The organism is Paractinoplanes aksuensis (genome assembly GCF_024137025.1).
In the GTDB taxonomy this organism is placed as follows: Bacteria; Actinomycetota; Actinomycetes; order Mycobacteriales; family Micromonosporaceae; genus Actinoplanes; species Actinoplanes aksuensis.
This window is the reverse complement of record NZ_JAMYJR010000013.1, coordinates 237,998-255,709: the sequence shown is the minus strand read 5'-3', so window position 1 is coordinate 255,709 and position 17,712 is coordinate 237,998. Positions and strand designations below refer to the sequence as shown.

General features: G+C 71.3%; 10 protein-coding genes and 2 pseudogenes. 1 reads left to right on the top strand and 11 read right to left on the bottom strand.

Annotated elements, in window-relative coordinates:
• The first annotated feature begins 136 nt into the window (after nucleotides 1-136).
• On the top strand, nucleotides 137-859 hold the full coding sequence (locus M1L60_RS13955; protein WP_253237817.1) for an SDR family oxidoreductase: 723 nt from the start codon (nucleotides 137-139) through the stop codon (nucleotides 857-859).
• On the opposite strand, the gene M1L60_RS13950 is transcribed toward M1L60_RS13955, so the two are convergent.
• The 11 genes and pseudogenes from M1L60_RS13950 to M1L60_RS13905 form a co-directional block, all read right to left on the bottom strand.
• A complete protein-coding gene (locus tag M1L60_RS13950) occupies nucleotides 839-1,690 on the bottom strand; it encodes an SCO6745 family protein (RefSeq protein WP_438862103.1) in 852 nt (283 codons plus the stop codon). The two genes, M1L60_RS13955 and M1L60_RS13950, sit on opposite strands and share 21 nt — an antisense overlap.
• 124 nt (nucleotides 1,691-1,814) lie before the next feature.
• Entirely contained in the window at nucleotides 1,815-2,024 is a 210-nt protein-coding gene (locus M1L60_RS13945) for a hypothetical protein (protein WP_253237816.1), read from the bottom strand.
• Between the two features lie 112 nt (nucleotides 2,025-2,136).
• Nucleotides 2,137-3,096: a hypothetical protein gene (locus M1L60_RS13940; RefSeq protein ID WP_253237815.1), complete on the bottom strand. Its 960-nt coding sequence runs from the start codon at nucleotides 3,094-3,096 to the stop codon at nucleotides 2,137-2,139.
• 11 nt (nucleotides 3,097-3,107) lie between these two features.
• Nucleotides 3,108-3,572: pseudogene (locus M1L60_RS48510) on the bottom strand (OmpL47-type beta-barrel domain-containing protein); the annotation flags it as partial.
• Nucleotides 3,573-3,611: 39 nt separating this feature from the next.
• A pseudogene (locus M1L60_RS48505) lies at nucleotides 3,612-4,505 on the bottom strand (cupredoxin domain-containing protein); the annotation flags it as partial.
• A 113-nt stretch (nucleotides 4,506-4,618) separates the two neighbouring features.
• Nucleotides 4,619-8,536 (bottom strand): ThuA domain-containing protein, encoded by a 3,918-nt coding sequence (locus M1L60_RS13930; protein ID WP_253237813.1) that lies wholly within the window; start codon nucleotides 8,534-8,536, stop codon nucleotides 4,619-4,621.
• A complete protein-coding gene (locus tag M1L60_RS13925) occupies nucleotides 8,533-9,582 on the bottom strand; it encodes a multicopper oxidase domain-containing protein (RefSeq protein ID WP_253237812.1) in 1,050 nt (349 codons plus the stop codon). Before M1L60_RS13925 ends, M1L60_RS13930 begins: the two co-directional genes overlap by 4 nt.
• Nucleotides 9,583-9,990: 408 nt before the next feature.
• On the bottom strand, nucleotides 9,991-11,124 hold the full coding sequence (locus M1L60_RS13920) for a glutamate--cysteine ligase (RefSeq protein ID WP_253237811.1): 1,134 nt from the start codon (nucleotides 11,122-11,124) through the stop codon (nucleotides 9,991-9,993).
• 9 nt (nucleotides 11,125-11,133) lie between these two features.
• Nucleotides 11,134-12,300 carry a PP2C family protein-serine/threonine phosphatase gene (locus M1L60_RS13915; protein ID WP_253237810.1) on the bottom strand — a complete coding sequence of 389 codons (1,167 nt, stop codon included), beginning with the start codon at nucleotides 12,298-12,300 and terminating at the stop codon, nucleotides 11,134-11,136.
• A 42-nt stretch (nucleotides 12,301-12,342) separates the two neighbouring features.
• A complete protein-coding gene (locus M1L60_RS13910; protein WP_253237809.1) occupies nucleotides 12,343-13,668 on the bottom strand; it encodes a M1 family metallopeptidase in 1,326 nt (441 codons plus the stop codon).
• Nucleotides 13,665-17,531 carry a Pls/PosA family non-ribosomal peptide synthetase gene (locus tag M1L60_RS13905; protein ID WP_253237808.1) on the bottom strand — a complete coding sequence of 1,289 codons (3,867 nt, stop codon included), beginning with the start codon at nucleotides 17,529-17,531 and terminating at the stop codon, nucleotides 13,665-13,667. The genes M1L60_RS13910 and M1L60_RS13905 overlap by 4 nt, the downstream gene beginning before the upstream one ends.
• Nucleotides 17,532-17,712 lie beyond the last annotated feature (181 nt).

Sequence of the window (17,712 nt, the reverse complement as noted above, 5' to 3'; positions counted from 1 at the left end):
CCCGCCTTTCAGCGTCCCACCAACGCATTGAAGTAAGGCTATGACTGCCGCCCGGTCACCCCCGTGGCGACCTTGCGCCATGTCACGTTTCCGCCACGGCACTCGGTCGGCACTCGTCCCGCTTAGCGTGCCCCGCATGAGAATCGTTGTAGTCGGCGGCCTGGGGATGGTCGGCCGCACGCTGGTGTCCGTGCTGCAGGACCAGGGTCACGACGTGGTGGTGGCCGACCTGGCCACCGGCGTCAACACGATCACCGGCGAGGGGGTCGAGGAGGCGATGGCCGGGGCCCAGGCGGTGGTCGACGTGACCAACCTCCCCGACATCGACTCGTTCCGCACCTCGGCGGCCACCCTGCTGGCGGCGGAGAGCAAAGCGGGCGTACGCCACCACGTGCTGCTCTCCATCGTCGGGGTCGACGGCGACCACGACCTCGACTACTACCGCGGGAAGCTGGCCCAGGAGGACGCCGTACGAAACGGGGATGTGCCCTTCACGATCGTGCGCAGCACCCAGTTCTTCCCGTTCCTGCAGGCGCTCGTGCAGGGCGACCCGGTGCGCCTGCCCACCACGAAGGTCCAGCCGATCGCCGTGGCCGACCTGGTGACCCTGCTGGCCGCCATCGCCGTGGAACCCCCGGCCGACGGCATCATCGAGGTGGCCGGCCCCGACATCTACGCCCTCGACGACTTCGCCCGCCGCCTGCTCACCCTGACCGCCGACCCGCGCCAGGTGGTCACCGACGATTCCGTACGCCCGATGATGGGCGCCCGCATGCGCGAACGCACCCTGCTCCCCGGCCCCGCCGCCCAGCTCGGCCACACCGACCTGCCGGCCTGGCTAACGTCCGTCGCGTCGTAGCGGGATCGGATTGTCCTCGGGCACGACGTGCCAGGCGCGACCGGCGAGAGGCGCCAGCAGCTCGGCGCAGCGCTCGGTCCCGGCCGCGCCCAGGTGCCGCCAGGGGCTCGCCGCCAGCTCATCGGTGAGCTGCTCGACCCGGCCGTACGCGGCCCGACCGGCCGCCGTCGCCGACCCGTCGGCCGCGAGCCAGCCCCTCTGCCGCAGGCGGTCGGCGGCGGCCTGCCACTCGTCGTCGGTCCAGCCGCGGGCGGGCTGGGTGACCTCCCGCAGGCGGCCACCCTCGAGGCCGGCCCGCCACACCAGCGACTCACAGCCGTCGACCCCCGCGGTGAGCAGGGCCGCGACGTGCCCGTCGCCCCGGTGCTCCCGCAGGACGGTGGCCGCATGCCACAGCCGCCCGACCGCGTCGTCCGGCCACGGCAGATCGGCGTGGGCGGCGGCCAGCACCCGCCCGCCCAGGTCGGCCATCCGCGCCGCCTGCTCGAGCAGATCGGCCACCTCGGCCGGCTGCTCCCCCGCGAACAACTCGGTCAGCGTGGCGGTCGCCCCCGCCGTACGAGCGGCGAGCGCCTCGCGCGGGCTGATCCGCCCCCAGACACTCGGCAAGGCCCGCGCCACCATGGCCGGCGCAAAACCGAAGAAAGCAGCAGTCACCGGCCCCGCACCGACCGCCCCGAACGCCGCCGCCCGCCCGGCGAAGTACCGCCGCCAGAACCCGGTCAGTCCTTTGTTCTCGAAGGCCGCGGCCGCCCCCGGCGCGAAGTACGTCACCGCGTGCAGCGGCTCGAACAGCGCCCACATGCGGCGCTCAACAGACGGCTCAGCCATGTCCGTATCCCACCGCTCCGGTCAGCCCTGCACAAGAGCCGAACGCCGCCCGGTGGCTCGTCGTCGTCGACCGCACGACGAGCTATACCGAGGACAACCGAGCCGGCAGGGCTGCCGGAGATGCTCAGCCCGCGCGAGGGTCCAGCGCGGTTCCGGGGCGGATGAAGGCGCCGGTGAAGGTCATGGATTGTTCCGTGAGTGCGGCCGTCAGCGTGACCGACGACTGGGCGTCGAGGGTGAGGGTCAGAGGTGGGCTGCGCAACCAGTCCATGCGGGCTTGGACGACATAGGTGCCCGCCGCCGCCTCGAGGCGAGTGCTGGCGCCACGCCCCAAGCGCGCGACGCGCCGCGAGAATCCGGAGGCAGGCCCGGGCCGCAGCGCCGTTACGCGTACAGGGGCCGGCCCCGGATCGTGACGGACGATCCGGGGCCGGGTGGTGGAAGGATCAGAGGTCGGCCGGGCCGGCTGCCTTGGCTTCCTGGACGGCGTCGGTGCGGCGCTCTTCCGCCTTGGCCGTGTCGTCGGTGCGGGGTTGCGCGGCGGCGCGCGCCGAGCGGGCCGCGGCGGCCGGCGGGTCGGTGACGACGCCGCGGCGGATGCGGTTGTTGTCGGCGATCTGGGCGGCCGGGGTGTTGCCGGTGGCCGTCAGGACGCCGTCGATGATGTTGTCGTCGACCGTGACGCCGCCGGTGGTGCTGGTGACGCTCACGTCCTTGCCCCAGAAGCCGCCCGAGGCGCAGGAGTCGAGCGGGCCGTTCGGGCCCAGCTGCACGGCGCCCAGGTTGCCGGCGAAGGTCGCCTTGCCGCGGATCGAGCTGCCGCAGAAGACGCTGCCCGTGCTGCTGTTCAGCACCGACACCGCGCCGTCGACGAACGAGTCGTGCACGTCGGTGTAGTACGTGCCGGTGCTCGTCAGGCCGCCCGTGATCGACGTGTTCTTGTCGATGCGGACCTCGCCCGCCTGCACGTTGACGCTGCCGGTGACCGTCGCGCCCTCGGTGAACAGGAAGCTGTCGACCGTGGTGGTGCCCTTGGCCCGCACCGTGACGGCGCCGGTGGCGGCGTCGCGCAGGTAGACCCCGTACCCGCCGGCGGCCAGCACGACCGGGCCGGTGACGTCGGTGTCGGAGGCGTCGAAGTAGCCGTTGCCGGCGATCCGGACGTCGCCCGAGAACTTGCCGCCGCTGACGACCAGGTTGCCGCCCGCGGCCACGCTGACGTTGCCGGTGACGATGGTGCCGGTCAGCGAGCAGGACTCGCCGGCCGGGACGTACAGGTCGTTCGGGACCGTCACCGCGCCGCCGGTGCCGATGCAGTGGGTGACCAGCGCGGCGCTGGCCGGGATGGCGGGGGTCAGGCCGGCCAGGACACCGGCGGCGACGACGAGGGAAAGACGTTTACGCATGGAGGTGCCTCTCATGAGCCGATGTCGGAACGGGCGGCCGCGCGGACGATCGTGCCCTGCTGCCGTTTGGTGAGCGTGCCGCCGGTGACCAGCGCGGCCGTGACGGTTTCGACGTGCCGGACGAACGCCGCGTGGTCGCGGTAGTCGCCGTACTCGTTGATCTTGTCGTTGACGGTGCAGCCGTCGCTGAGCGTGTAGTTCTCGATGCCGGTGTCGTCGCCGTCGATGACCACGGTGGCCCGGGTGTCGGGAACCTCGCAGTCCCCGCCGCCCCCGGTCGGCACGACGGTGAAGGTGACCGTCTTGTCGGCCGAGCGGTTGCCCGCCGTGTCCGTGGCCCGCGCCTTGACCGTGTGCGCGCCGAGCCCGCTGACCACGACCGGCGTGGTGTACGCGGTCCAGGCGCCGGCGTCGAGCGCGTACTCGATCGAGGCCACGTCCGACTCGGTGTCGGTCGCCGTCACGGTGACGGTGGCCGAGCCGATGTACCCGCCGGTGTCGTTCTGCTCCCCGTCGACCTCGGCCAGGACCGTGGGCGGCGTGGTGTCGGGCTCCTCGGCCGGCAGCACCGTGAAGTGGGCCATCTTCTCGGCCGACGTGTTGCCGGCGTTGTCGGTCGCCCGGTAGTGCAGCATGTGCATGCCCGGCGTCGAAACCACAACCGGATTCGCGTACGCCGTGAAGGCCCCGCCGTCCAGCGAGTACTCGATCCGTGCCACGCCCGAGTCGGCGTCACTGGCGGTCAGCGTGGCGGTGGCCTGACCGAGGTAGTTGCCCTCGTCGTCCTGCGGGCCGGCCAGGCTGTGGTCGACCGTCGGCGGCGTGACGTCCTCGTCCGGCTCCGGCTCGACCACCGCGAACGACAGGGTGCCGATCGCGGAGACGTTGCCGTCGTTGTCGGTGGCCCGGTAGCGGAAGCTGTGCGAGCCGACCGCGGTCACCGGCACCGGTGCGGTGTAGGCCTGGAACGCCGCGTTGTCGAGCGAGTACTCGACGGTGTCGACACCCGAACCACTGTCGGACGCGGTGACCGTGACGGTGGCCGTGCCGACGTAGTTGCCGTCGCCGTCCTGGGCGCCGGCCGCCGCGGCCGAGACCGTCGGCGGCGTCGTGTCCGGGTCGGGGTCGCCGTCGGTGACCACGAACTCGCCGACCATCGTGCCGTGCCCGGGGATGGCGCAGAAGTAGCGGTAGCGCCCCGGGGTCAGGGTGACGGTTGCCTCGTGCCGTCCGTCGTTGGCGTCGAACGGGTTGGCCAGGATGTTGAGCGTGACGTCGTGGTTGTAGCCCGGCGTCGACGTGTCGAAGGTCAGCGTGTGCGGCATGCCGACGTTGTTGCCGGTGGCCACGCTGTTCTCGAACACGATGGTGGTCTCACCGGCGCTGGCCGTGGTCGGCGCCGACTTGTACCGGGTGACGTCACCGTCGGTCGTCCAGGTCAGTGTTCCGGCGGCCGCCGCGGGCAGAGCCGGGGCCAGGGTGAAGGTCAGCAGCACTCCGAGGAGCGCGATGAGGATCCGCTTCACAGGGCACGCACCCGGATGTCACGGAACTCCGCGATGTCGTTGTCGCCGTGGTTCTGCAGTCCGATCAGTCCTTCCGTGAACTGCCGCAGGTCGGTCGGCGGGTCACCGGCACGCGAGCTCTGCTTGCCCGGCGTGTTGTCGAACTCGTTGATGACCGTGCCGTTGCGGATGATCGTGTAGTGCTGGCCGACGACCTTGATCTCGTACCGGTTCCACACGTTCTTGGGTGTGACGCCGGCCGCCGAGAGCGGGTTGGGGTCGAAGTTGTAGATCGAGCCGGTCTTCTGCACCTCGCCGGTCTCACCGTCGTAGATCTGGACCTCGTGGCCGCAGTAGATGGCCACCCAGGCCTGCGAGGTGCGGGCCGAGCCGGTGGTGCTGCATCCCTCGGGCCGCTCGGCGAGCGGGATCCGCGGGTCGGGGAAGCGGGTGAAGACACCGGTGTTGGCCCGTCCGGTGCCGGGTGCGACGTCGCGGAACTGCAGCGTCAGCGAGAAGTCCTTGAAGGGCTTCGTGTAATACAGCATCCCGAGCCCGCCGCTGGGCCGCAGCGACCCGTCCGGCTGGATCGCGAACTGCCCGGTCGGGGCCTGGGCCCAGTCGGTCAGCGACTCCGGCGTGCCGTTGTAGATCGAGACGTAGCCGGTGTGGCCTTCGGTGCCGATCGGTGACGAGGCGGCCGCCCGGGTCAGCGCGCCGGCTTCCCGAGCAGAGATGATCTTGTCACCGGACAGCGAGGAGGCGACCGCCGTCACGTGACGGACGAACCCGTCGTGCGTGGCCCAGGTGCTCTCGTCGTCGATGAGGTCGTCGATCGTGCAACCCTCGCCGACGGTCCGGTTGGCCACCCCGGTGTCAACCGCGTCCAGCCGTACGGTCGTGGCCGGGTCGGGAACGACACAGCCCACGGTGACCACCGTCGAGACCGTCGACTTGACGCCGCCCGCGTAGGTGATGGTGAGCGTGGCCGTGTACTTGCCGACCTTGGCGTACGTGTGGGTCGGGTTGGCCTCGGTCGAGGTGCCACCGTCGCCGAACGTCCACTGGTACGACAGACCGCCCGAGCGGGATCCGTTGAACGCGTACGTCAGCGGCTTGTTCTGCACCGCGGTCGACGTAGCGGCCGGCGTCGGCGTGGCCGCCCCGCCCTGGTAGGTGATCCGGATCAGCTTCTGGTTGCTGTGCAGGCTGAAGAAGCCGCCCGCGTAGTCGAGCAGGTAGAGCGCGCCGTCCGGGCCGAATTTGGCGTCCATCCAGGACTGCAGCGTGGTGCTGCTGCCACCGGCCGGGATGATCGCGCGGAGCGTCTCGGCGTGCACCGGGGGCTGCCCGGTCGCGACGCCGTCGGGGTCGACGGTGACCGCGACGCGGTTGGCCGAGTTCGACTGGTCGCCGATGAACCACTTGTCGTTCCAGTACGACGGCCAGGCCACCGTGCTGTTGGCGTCGACCAGCTCGCGGTGGTACGTCGGGCCGGACATGACCGCCTGGCCGCCACCCCGCAGGTAGGGCTGGGTGTACGTGGCTTCCGCGGCCTTGTAGGACGGGATGTCGCTGCCCTCGCGCTTCGGGAAGACCGGGCCGCCGCCGTCGGGCGAGTACCAGATCATGTTGTCCTTGACCGGCGGCAGGTCGACCAGGCCGGTGTTGCGGGGCGAGTTGTTCTTCGGGGCGTTGCAGTCGTACCAGCCGGTCAGCTGGGTCGCGTCGGTGTTGCTGCGGTCACGGTACGGCTGCCGGTTGCCCATGCAGTACGGCCAGCCGTGGTTGCCGGCCTCGGTGATGATCGTGGCCGTCTCGTACTTGGCCGGGCCGAGGTCGGGGCTGGGCGACGAGGCGTCCGGTCCGACCCAGGCGGCGGTCAGCCACTGGGTCTTGGGGTCGATCTGCAGGCGCGAGATGTTGCGGACGCCCATCACGTAGATCTCGGGCTGCGTCTTCGCGGTCCCCGGCGGGAACAGGTTGCCCTGCGGGATCGTGTACGTCCCGTCCGCCTCCGGGTGGATGCGGAGAATCTTGCCGTTCAGGTCGTTGGTGTTGCCCGAGGTGCGGCGCGCGTCCTGGAACGAGACGCCTTGCCAGTCCTGCGTCCAGTTGTTGCCCGAGTAGCCGCTGGAGCCGCCTGAGGAGTTGCTGTCGCCCGATCCGACGTACAGGTTGCCCTTGGCGTCGAACGCCATGCCGCCGCCCGCGTGGCAGCAGCTGTGGATCTGCACCGGCCACTTGAGGACGTCCTTGCGGGTGGACTGGTCGATCGTCCTGGCCGTCTTGTCGTACGTGAAGCGGGAGATGGTGCGCTGGCCGATCCGCTTGTCACGGTCGATCGACTCGTGCGGCATCCAGTAGACGAAGATGTGGCCGTTCTCCGAGAACTTCGGGTCCGGCACGATGCCGAGCAGGCCCTCCTCGTTCTTCTGGAGCTCGTCGCCGCTGCCGCGGTGTCCCATCACCTTGAGGGTGGTGAGCAGCTTGGCCGTCTTGGTGACGGGATCCCAGGCGTGGATGGTGCCGCAACCGAGACCCACGTTGGGGTCGGTCCACGGGACGACCGGCGCGGTCGGGCAGGCCGCCTTGCCGACGTAGAAGACCGTGCCGTCAGGGGTGATGGTCAGGCCGTGGGGCTCGCCGATCTGGTCGAGCTGACCGGTCTGGTTGGTCGTCGTGAGCCGCTCCACCTTGTAGTTGCTCGCGATGGTGGCCTTGCAGTCACCGCGGACGATGCCGCTGGTCCAGCCGAGCGCGCCGGTCAGGTGCTTCCGGAACGCTTCCTCGCCGTACGAACCCTCGGTGTGCCCCATGCCGGTGTAGAAGGACCGGCCGCCGTCGTAGTCACGGCACCACGAGACCGGGTGGAACGGGCCGTTGGCGCCCAGCCCCGGGTTGTAGTGGCGCTCCTCGACCTGGGCCAGCGTGTGCACCTGGCCGATCGGGTTGGTCTCCCAGTTGTACCAGCGGTCCTCGCGCGCGAGGTTCAGCCCCAGGTCCTTGGTCGCCGGGTGCTGGCGGTCGAGGATGTTGACCACGGCCCGGTTGACCGCGGGCGGGGCCGGCGTCTCGGTGGTGCCGGTGAACAGGCGCAGGTCGGCCAGCTGGACGATCGGCTCGCCGCTGTTGGCCGTGACGTTCAGGCGGTAGTACTTGTAGTCGCCCGGGGTGGTCACATCGAAGCGCCGGATCTGGAAGCGCTCCGGGAACGTCTGGCCCGTGCGGCGGTCCACGTCGGTCCAGGTCTGCCCGTTGGCCGAGCCCTGCAGGGTCCAGTCCTTGGGGTCACGGCCGGGCGTGTCGTTGGCCGACGTCAGCGCGTAGCCGGTGATCCGGGCCGGGGCGGCCAGTTCGAAGCGGAGCCAGCCGGTCGTCGCGAACACGAGCCACTTGGTGTTGGCGTCGCCGTCGCTCGCCTTGACGGCGGTCTCGTTGGGCGCGTTCTCGCCGCTGGCCGTGACCGCCGCGACCGGGTGCGAGACCGGGATCGCGCCGGCCGGGCGGGCGCCGACCAGGCCGGTGAACCAGGTCGAGTCGAGCTGGGCCCGGGCCGCGTCGCCGACCCCGAGGAACCCGCCGCCCGCGTTGACGAAGGCCTTGAGAGCAGTTTCCTGTACGCCGGAAAGGACCACGCCGTCGGCCGAGAGGAACGCGACGGCACGGTACGCCGCCAGGCCGCTCGGGCTGAAGACGGCCGGGTCGGTGCTCGACGTGACGTCGAGCCCCTGCGCCGCGCCGAGCTCCTTGATGGTGGCGGTCGCCTTCACCACCGGGTCCTGCTGCGCCGCCGCCGCTCCCGAGAAGACGAGAACCTTGGGCTTGGCGGGCGCCGCGGCTTTCGCCTTCGCGGGTGTCGCTTGTGCGGGCGGCGCTATGCCGATCGCCAGAAGCGCGGCCATAGCCATCGCCGCGGCCGGTCTGAGCCTCATGAGCCAGTCCCTCCGTGTTCGTGCGTGGGTGCCGTTGCTGTCGCGGCCTTGTGTTGGTGGCCTTGGAACCGGTCGATCGCCTCCTGCGCGCCGGGCGGCATGGAACCGTCGGCATTGCGGACGAGGAAAACACCGGCCATGCCGGTGTCCGAGTGCGACTGGACGTGGCAGTGGTACATCCACGCGCCCGGGCCGACCGCTTCGCCGGCGAGCACCTGGAAACCGAACGCGCTGCCCGGGTTCAGGTCCTTGTTGTCGATCACCTGGCTGGGGTCCGCCGGGCCCTCGAGCATGCCCGTGCGGTTGTCGGCCCAGCGGTGCGCGTGCAGGTGGAACGTGTGGAACAGGCTGCCGTGCCCGATCGCGATCCACTCCACCCGCTCGCCCAGGTTGGCCTCGAACATCGGCGTGTTGGGCGCGGTCTTGTTGTTGATCAGCATGTCGTTGAACACGACCGTGATCTGCTTGTCGGGCAGGATGTCGCCGCGCCGCCGCACGATCAGCGCGCCGTACAGCCCCTTGGCCAGGCCGCCGGTGCCGTGGTCGGTGCCCAGCGCGTGGTCGTGGTAGTGCCAGTAGCCGGCGCTGCCGGGCATGAACCGGCGACCGGCCACAGTGGTCATCTCGTGCGAACGCCAGATGTAGGTGCGGGTCTCGCCCGGATCGTTGAACGAGTCGTTGAACGGCGAACCGTCCGAGTTGACGTCGTAGTCGACCCCGTGCGGGTGGATGGAGAGCCGCTGGGTGGTCGTGTTGACCAGGGTGATCTCGAGCGTGTCACCCTCGTACATCTCGAGCACCGGCCCCGGCACGGTCGCACCGCCCCGGGTCAGGCCGTACCCGATGAGCCCGCCCGGCAGGTTCTCGGCATAGATGGTGATCTTCTTGGTCACGCCGGCCGCGGCCTTGGCGGTGGCCGGCTCTCCCCGGGTCACCGCGACCGCGCCGCCGGTCAGGCCGAGAACCCCGGCCGCGGCGAGCAGGGAGCGGCGGCGGAGATGGTTGTCTCGACCCTCTCCGTCTCGGTTGACAACGTTGTCTGTCATACGCGTCCTCCAACGTCACCGGCCGGGCCGGAACGTGTTGCTGTCGAGAGGTGGGCATGCAGGCGTCCGCGATTCTCGGGCACGGCGCTGCCCACGCCCGGCCGGTCGCCGCCATGGCCGCCGAGCGCGTGTTACGGACTTTTCTCGGGAAAATCAAAACTTCGGTCTGATGTGAGCAACTTATGACTCACATCGATGGAAGTAAAGGAGTCTCAGTCAAAAGTCCCCATGGGAGCGTTCCCATTTCCACCTGCCGCACATCGACGCAGACCACTGCGCGCAACGACCAGCACATCGACACGTATCACCGCGACCGTCCACTCTTCCAGACATCCGGTCACGATGGACAGACCCGGACACTCCTTACACGACCGACATTCGCGCATGCTGCGCGCCGGTCGCCGGCCGTCAGTCCGGGCGGCCCTCGCGGAGTTCACGGACGAGGGAGGAGACGACGGCCTTGAGGCTGCCGTTGTTGGCGGCGGCCACGCGGAGCTGGCGCTGATAGCTGGCGCCGCCGTCGATGATGGCGTGCACCTTGTCGAGTTCGGCCACGCAGTCCAGGGCTTCGGCCACCGGGGCCAGCGCGGGCAACAGCTCCTCCAGGTCTTTGGTGACCAGCAGCTCGTCGCCCGAAGCGTTCTGGATGATGATGGCTTCCATGCCGTAGCGGGCCGCCCGCCACTTGTTCTCGCGGACGAACCACGGTTGCATGCGTGGCACCTCGCGGCCGGCGTCGAGTTCGCGCGAGAAATGTTCGACCAGGCACTGGGTCAGCGCGGCGATGGCGGCGATCTCGCCCGCCGTGGAGATGCCGTCGAACGTACGCACCTCGATCGTGCCCCACCGGGGCGACGGCCGGATGTCCCAGCGCAGCTCGTTCAACTCCTCGATCACGCCGGTGTGCTGCAGGTCGGCGACCAGGTCCTCGTACTGCTGCCATTCGGTGAACTGCGGGGGCAACCCGGCCGTGGGCAGCTGCTGGAACATGAGCGCCCGGTTCGAGGCGTACCCGGTGTTCTCGCCGGCCCAGAACGGGCTCGACGCGCTCAGCGCCTGGAAGTGCGGCAGGTAGGTCAACAGCCCGTCGATGATCGGCAGCACCTTGCGCCTGTCCTCGACGGCCACGTGGACGTGCACGCCCCAGATCATCATCTGCCGCCCCCACCAGCGGGTGCGGTCGATCAGGGTGTCGTAGCGGGGCTTGCCCGGCGTCACCTCTTGCTGGAACCACTGGCTGAACGGGTGCGTGCCGGACGAGATGAGGTCGACCCCCATCGGCTCGGCCAGCTCGCTCACCCGGCCGACGAGCCGGGTCAGGTCGGCCACGGCGTCCCGCACCCGGAACTGCGGCGCGCTCACCACCTCGACCGTGTTGGTGAGCAGTTCGTTGGTCACGTGCGGGAACGACGCCGCGCCGCCGAGCCGGGGCAGCAGGTGCGGCGCCGCCGGACTGAGCTCACCGCTGCGCCGGTCGACGCAGGCGATCTCCCACTCGACCCCTAGGCGCGATCTTTCCGATGGGGCGAAGTCGATACCCATGGCCCAACTCTACGGATGGCGTCGCCATTGCAGCATGGCTGCCGTGGCATCGTCGCGGAGCTCGCCGGCCTCGTACGAAATGATGGTCTGGATCAAGCGGCGCATCGTCTCGGGGGCCGGAGCGCCGTCGCGCATCGCGCCCAGCAGGAACTCGCTGAGCCGGTCGGCCCCGAACAGCGCCCCCGACGCGTCCCGGGCCTCGGTGATGCCATCGGTGTAGAGCACCAGCGTGTCCCCCGGCTCGAGCTGCTGCTCGACCACGGCCGGGGCCCGGTCGATCATCGCGCCCAGCCCGAGCGGCAACGCGTTCGGCGTCGGGAACGAGGGCAGGGCCCGCCCACCCCGCAGGAACAGCTCGGCCGGATGGCCGGCACTGATCCGCCGGTACGCCCCGGTGGCCATGTCGAGCTCGGCCAGCAGGGCGGTGACGAACGCGCCCGGGTACTGCGCCCGGATCCACTTGTCGATCGACCGGTACGTGTCGGCCAGCGTGAGCCCCGACCGGCGCGCATTACGGTACGTGTTCAACGTCAACGTGGTCAGCGCGCTGGCACTGATCCCGTGCCCGACGGTGTCGAAGAGCGCGACGTGCAAAATGTCCCCGTTGGCGGCGTAGTCGAACGCATCGCCCCCGACGTCGTAACAGGGCTCGAGCACGGCCGTGACCATGGTCCCGTCCACGGCAAAGGTCAGCGGCGGCAGCTGGTTCCAGATGATCTCGGCCGCCAGCTGCATCGGCAGCCGCCGCCGGGTGTGCTCGACCGCGTCCCCGTAGAACCGCCGGCTGGCGATCAGCTCCGCCACCAGGGCCGCGATCACCTCGAGGTCGTGCCGGGCCGACTCCGGCGGATAGGCCTTGACCCGAAATTCCAGTACGCCGAGCCGCTCCGCCCCGTGCAGCAGCGGCAACCAGAGAGTCCCGTCCTCCCACTGCTGCCGGGCCGTGGTGAAGGCCAGCCCCGCCGCTGTGCCGTCGACCGGCGCCGCATTCACCCGATCGGGCACGGTACCCCGCAGCGGGTGCAGCGCCTCTTGCGCGTAATCAACCAGCAGCACAGTCGCCGACTCCGCCTCGAGCAGGGGCGCCGCCGCCGCCAGCACCGCCGGCAGGTCCTCGGCCCGCCCCCGGTGCCGCAGATCCATGAGCCGCCGCACGGCCTCCATCGAAGCAAGCATCGGACCCATCTTCCACGGCTCGGCACAAGACCGCAGCACGGGTCAGCCCGCGGGGCGCGGGAGTGGGGGCAGGGCCGGGCGGTCGAGCCAGGCCGTGAAGAAGTCGTCGAGGGGGGTGGCCGAGAAGCGTTGGGCGTGCCGGCGGAACTGGTCGGTGGTGACCGTGCGGTGCTGGTGTTCGGCCACCCAGGAGCGCAGCATCGCGAAGAACGCCGGGTCGCCGATCGTGGTGCGCAGGGCGTGCAGGGTCAGGGCACCGCGCTTGTAGACCAGCGGGTCGAACATCCGGTCCACGCCGGGGTCGGCGATGCTGACGGTGGCCGGGTGGGACAGCAGCCAGATGTGCCAGCGGGCGGCGTGGATCTCGGCCGACGGGCCGCCCGAGACGCTCGACCACAGCCACTCGGCGTACGTCGCGAAGCCCTCGTTGAGCCAGATGTGGCGCCAGTCGGCCACCGTCAGGCTGTTGCCGAACCACTGGTGGGCCAGCTCGTGGGCGACCAGCCGTTCGTGGGTGCGGCGGCCGTCCAGGTGGTTGCGGCCGAAGACGGCCATGCCCTGCGCCTCGACCGGGTCGTCGAGGTCGTCGTCGGCCACCACCACGACGTACTCGCGGAAGGGGTACGGGCCGAACAGGCGTTCCAGGGCCGCCATGATCTCGCCGTGGCGGCCGAAGTCGTGCCGGAACACCGTACGCAATCGGGGTGGAACGGCGGCCCTCTGCGGAACGCCGGCTCCGGGCGCGAGGTCGATCAGTTCGTACCGGCCGATCTGCACGCTCATCAGGTAGGGCGCGGTCGGCTCGTTGCGCTCGTAGACCCACGTGGTGGTGCCGGCGCCGCGCCGCTTGGAGACGAGGTCGCCCGTCACCACCACCGTGTACGGGGTGGCCGCGGTCAGCGTGACCAGGAACGTGGCCTTGTCGTCGGGGCGGTCGTTGCACGGGAACCACGACGGCGCCCCGATCGGCTGGCTGGCCACGAGCACGCCGTCGGTCAGTTCGTCCCAGCCGATGTCGCCCCAGCGGCCCGAGATGGGCACCGGCGTGCCCGCGTACCGGACCTCGACCTTGAACGTCGCCCCGTAGCCGATCGGCTTCTCCGGTTTGACGCGCAGCTTGCCGGCCCGATGGGTCCAGGTGGCGCGGCGGCCGTCGACGCGCACGTCCTGGATCCGGAACTGGCCGAGGTCGAGGCTGAACCGGGACAGGCCCTGCACGGTCTGGGCGGTGATCGTCGCCTTGCCGGCGAGCCGGTTGGAGACGACGCGGTAGTCGAGGTCGAGGTCGTACCGCAGCACGCGGTACCCGCCGTTGCCGTGCCCGGGGAGGTACGAGTCGGACGAGAAGTCGACGCCCGGTGGGGTCATAACCAGTTCGCGATCGGGTTCCCCAGCCAGCGGCTGTCCGGCGGCACCGCGTCGCCGCGCGTCACCAGCGAGCCGGGGCCCACGGTGGTACGCGCGCCGATGCCGGCGCCGGGCAGCACGATCCCGTGCGGGCCGAGCGTGGCGCCCGCGCCCAGAGTCACCTCGTCCATGGCCATGATCCGATCATGGAACAGGTGGGTCTGCACCACGCACCCCCGGTTGACGGTGGCGCCGGGTCCGAGCCGCACCAGGTCGTACTCGGGCAGCCAGAAGGTCTCCAGCCACGCGCCGCGTCCGATCTTCGCACCCAGGGTCCGCAGCCACACGTTGAGCAGGGGCGTGCCGGTGGCGAAGCGGAACAGCCAGGGCGCGGCCAGCACCTCGACGAACGTGTCGGCCAGCTCGTTGCGCCAGACGAACGACGTCCACAGCGCGTGCTCGGTGACCTTGAACCGGCCCACCAGCAGCCACTTGGCCGCGGTGGCGACGAGCGCGCCGGCGAGCACGGCGGCGAACAGCACCGGACCGGCGGCCAGGGCGGCCACCCACAGGGCCGTGGTCTGCCAGATCAATCCGAGCGCGGCCAGCACCAGCACGGCCAGCGCGCCCGCGATCATGACGGGGACGATGCGGCACAGTTCGATCGCGGTGCGGGCCAGCTTCAGCCGCAGCGGCGGGTCGTACGTGAGACCGGCGTCGCCCGCCTCGACCGTGCGGCGCAGCGGCAGGGGCGGCGAGCCCAGCCAGGACGAGCCCTTCTTGGCCTTGCGCGGCGCCGACGACAGCACGCCGACCAGGCCCCGCTTGGGCACGGAACGGCCGGGCGCCGCCATGCCCGAATTGCCGAGGAAGGCCTGCTTGCCGATGCGGGCGGGCCCGACCCGGAGCCAGCCGTGGTTCAGCTCGTAGGTGGCGACCATCGTGTCGTCGGCCAGGAACGCGCCGTCCTCGACCGTGGTCATCTTGGGCAGCGCGAGGACCGTGGACAGCTCCGTGTTGCGGCCGATCTTGGCGCCCAGCAGCCGCAGCCACACCGGCGTGAACAGGCTGGCATAGATCGGGAAGAGCGCGATCCGGGCCATGCCCATGAGCCGTTCGGTGGTCCAGACCTGCCAGGCCACCCTTCCCCGTACGGGGTGATAGCCCGCCTTCAGCCCGAGGCCGAGCACCCGGACGGCGACCAGGACCAGCAACGCGTACGACAGGAACCAGGCCACCGCCGCCGCCGGGGCCATCAGCAGTGCGGCGCTCAGGTCGCCACCGTCGGCGAGCACCCAGCCGAGCAGCGCGAGGGTGGGCAGCGCCGCGACGACCGGCAGCAGGCCCAGCGCCTGAGCGGTCAGGCTGTAGGCCGCCACCCACAGGCGGGACCGGCGCGGCGGCCGGGCCGTGGGCCAGTCCGCGCTGTTCTTGGCGGCGGCCGGTGCGGCGGGCGAACCGGCCCACCGCTTGCCGGCCGGCACCGCGCCCGTCACGGTCGAGCCGGCGTCGATCTGAGCGCCCTTGCCGACCCGAGCGCCCGGCATGAGGGTGCTCCGGCCGCCGACCCGGGCCCCGGCCCCGATCCGCACCTTGCCGACCCGCACGACGTCGCCGTCGACCCAGTAGCCGGACAGGTCGACCTCGGGCTCGACCGCCGCGCCCCGGCCCAGCTTGAGCAGCCCGGTCACCGGCGGCGCCGAATGCAGGTCGACGTCGGGGCCGATCTGCGCGCCGAGCGCCCGGGCATAGGTGATCATCCAGCTCGCGCCGGCCACACCGGTGGCGCCGGTCAGGTCGGCCAGCCGCTCGGCCGCCCACAGCCGCACGTGCACACTGCCGCCACGGGGGTAGTCGCCCTTGCCGACGCCGCGCAGCAGCAATCGGGCTCCCCCGGCGGCCACGGCGATCCGGCCCGGCGGGCTGAACAGCAGCACTCCGCTCGCCGCGATCCACCACCACGAGGTGTGCGGCGCCCACGGGACCAGGTTGGCCGGCGCGGCCAGGACGGTCAGCCAGCGCAGCCCGACCAGCGCGAGCATCGGCGCCATCAGCAGGGCCTGGAACAGCCCGGCCCGCCGCGGCGTCGGGCGGATCTCCCGGCGTACGGTCTCGGTGGCCACCAGCGCGTCGAGCGCGGCCGCCATCTGCGACAGACGCGGGTGCTGGTAGACGTCGGCCACCGCCACCTGTGGGTGGGCGCGGCGGATCCAGGCCACCAGCTGGGCCGCGTTGAGGCTGCTGCCGCCGTTGCTGAAGAAGTCGGCGCCGGGCGCGCTCGGGCGGACGCCCAGGATCTGCTCCCAGCCGTCGGCCAGCCAGGCCTGGGTCGCGGTCAGCTCGGCCGCGTCGTCACCCCCGGCGGTGGCCAGCGGCCACGGCAGGGCGGCCCGGTCGACCTTGCCTGAAGTACGGGTGGGCAGCTCGGCCACCTCGGCCAGCAGCGGCACGAGCGCGGCCGGCAACTGCTCACGGATGCGCTCCGCGGCCGACGCGGCGTCGAACCCCTCGCGCGGCACGACGTAGCCGACGAGCAGCTGGTTTCCGGCGGCGGTGCGCTTGATCGCGGCGGCCGCGCCGGCCACGCCGGGCAGGGCCTGCAGGGCGGCGTCGACCTCGCCCAGCTCGATCCGGCGGCCGCCCAGTTTGACCTGCTCGTCGCCGCGGCCCAGGAACAGCAGGCCCTCGGGCTCGGCCCGCACGATGTCACCACTGCGGTACGCCCGGTCCCAGCCGAGAGACGGGAGCGGGGCGAACTTCTCGGCGTCCTTGGCCGCGTCCAGGTAGCGGGCCAGGCCGACGCCGCCGATGACCAGCTCGCCGGTCTCGCCCATGGCCACCGGCTCGCCGGCCGGGCCGACCACGGCCAGCTCCCAGCCCGCGAGCGGCAGACCGATGCGTACGGGTCCCTCGCCGGTCATGCGGGCCGCGCAGGCCACCACGGTGGCCTCGGTCGGGCCGTACGTGTTCCAGACCTCGCGCCCCTCGACGGCCAGCCGTTCGGCCAGCTCGGGCGGGCAGGCCTCGCCCCCGAAGATCAGCAGCCGGACGTCCTCGAGCGCCTCGACCGGCCACAGCGCGGCCAGGGTGGGCACGGTCGAGACGACGGTGATGCGCTGCTCGGCCAGCCACGGGCCGAGGTCGACGCCGCTGCGCACGAGCGAACGGGCGGCCGGCACCAGGCACGCGCCGTGCCGCCAGGCCAGCCACATCTCTTCGCACGAGGCGTCGAAGGCCACCGACAGCCCGGCCAGCACCCGGTCGTGCGACCCGATCGGCTCGGCGTCGTCGTCGGCCAGGAAGAGCTGGGCCTCGGCGTCGACGAAGGCGGCCGCGGCGGCGTGGGTGACGGCCACGCCCTTCGGCGTGCCGGTGGAGCCGGAGGTGAAGATGATCCAGGCGTCGTCGTTCGGTCCGGGCCGTCCGGCCCCGCCCTCGGGCGTACGTCGCATCGACACGCTCAGCCCGTCGCCGAGCACCGCGGCCACGCCCGCCTCGGCGAACACCAGCTCCGCGCGCTCCTCGGGGTCGTCGGCGTCGACCGGCACGTAGGCCGCGCCGACGGCCAGCGTCCCCAGGATGGCGAGGTAGAGATCGGTCGTGCCGGACGAGACCCGGATCCCGATGCGGTCGCCGACGCCCAGGCCGTGCCCGCTCAGGGTGACCCGTAGCTTCTCGACCTCGTCGGCCAGCTCGCGGTAGGTCAGCGCCGTGCCGCCCGCGTCGATCGCCCGGCCGCCCGGGTGTGCCTGCACGGTCGCGTCGAAGATGTCCACGAGGGTGCGCCGCAGGGGCGCTGACCAGCTGCGGAAAAGAGCTGGGGCCTCAGGCGCGACGTCGAATCCGGGCAGGTCGATCAGTTGCAGGTCAGTCGTCACCGTCACCGGGCGTGCACCCTTTCCAGCTCATAGTCACCGACGCCAGGCGCACGGCAGCGAGCCAGCCCGGGGCAGCGATAAAAGCTACGGGGTCAAAGTGAACGATGACGAGTAAATGACGAATACGTGTCCACTGACACACGGAGGGGTCACGCCGGGGTGGCCGGCGGCCGGGCCTTGCGGGCCC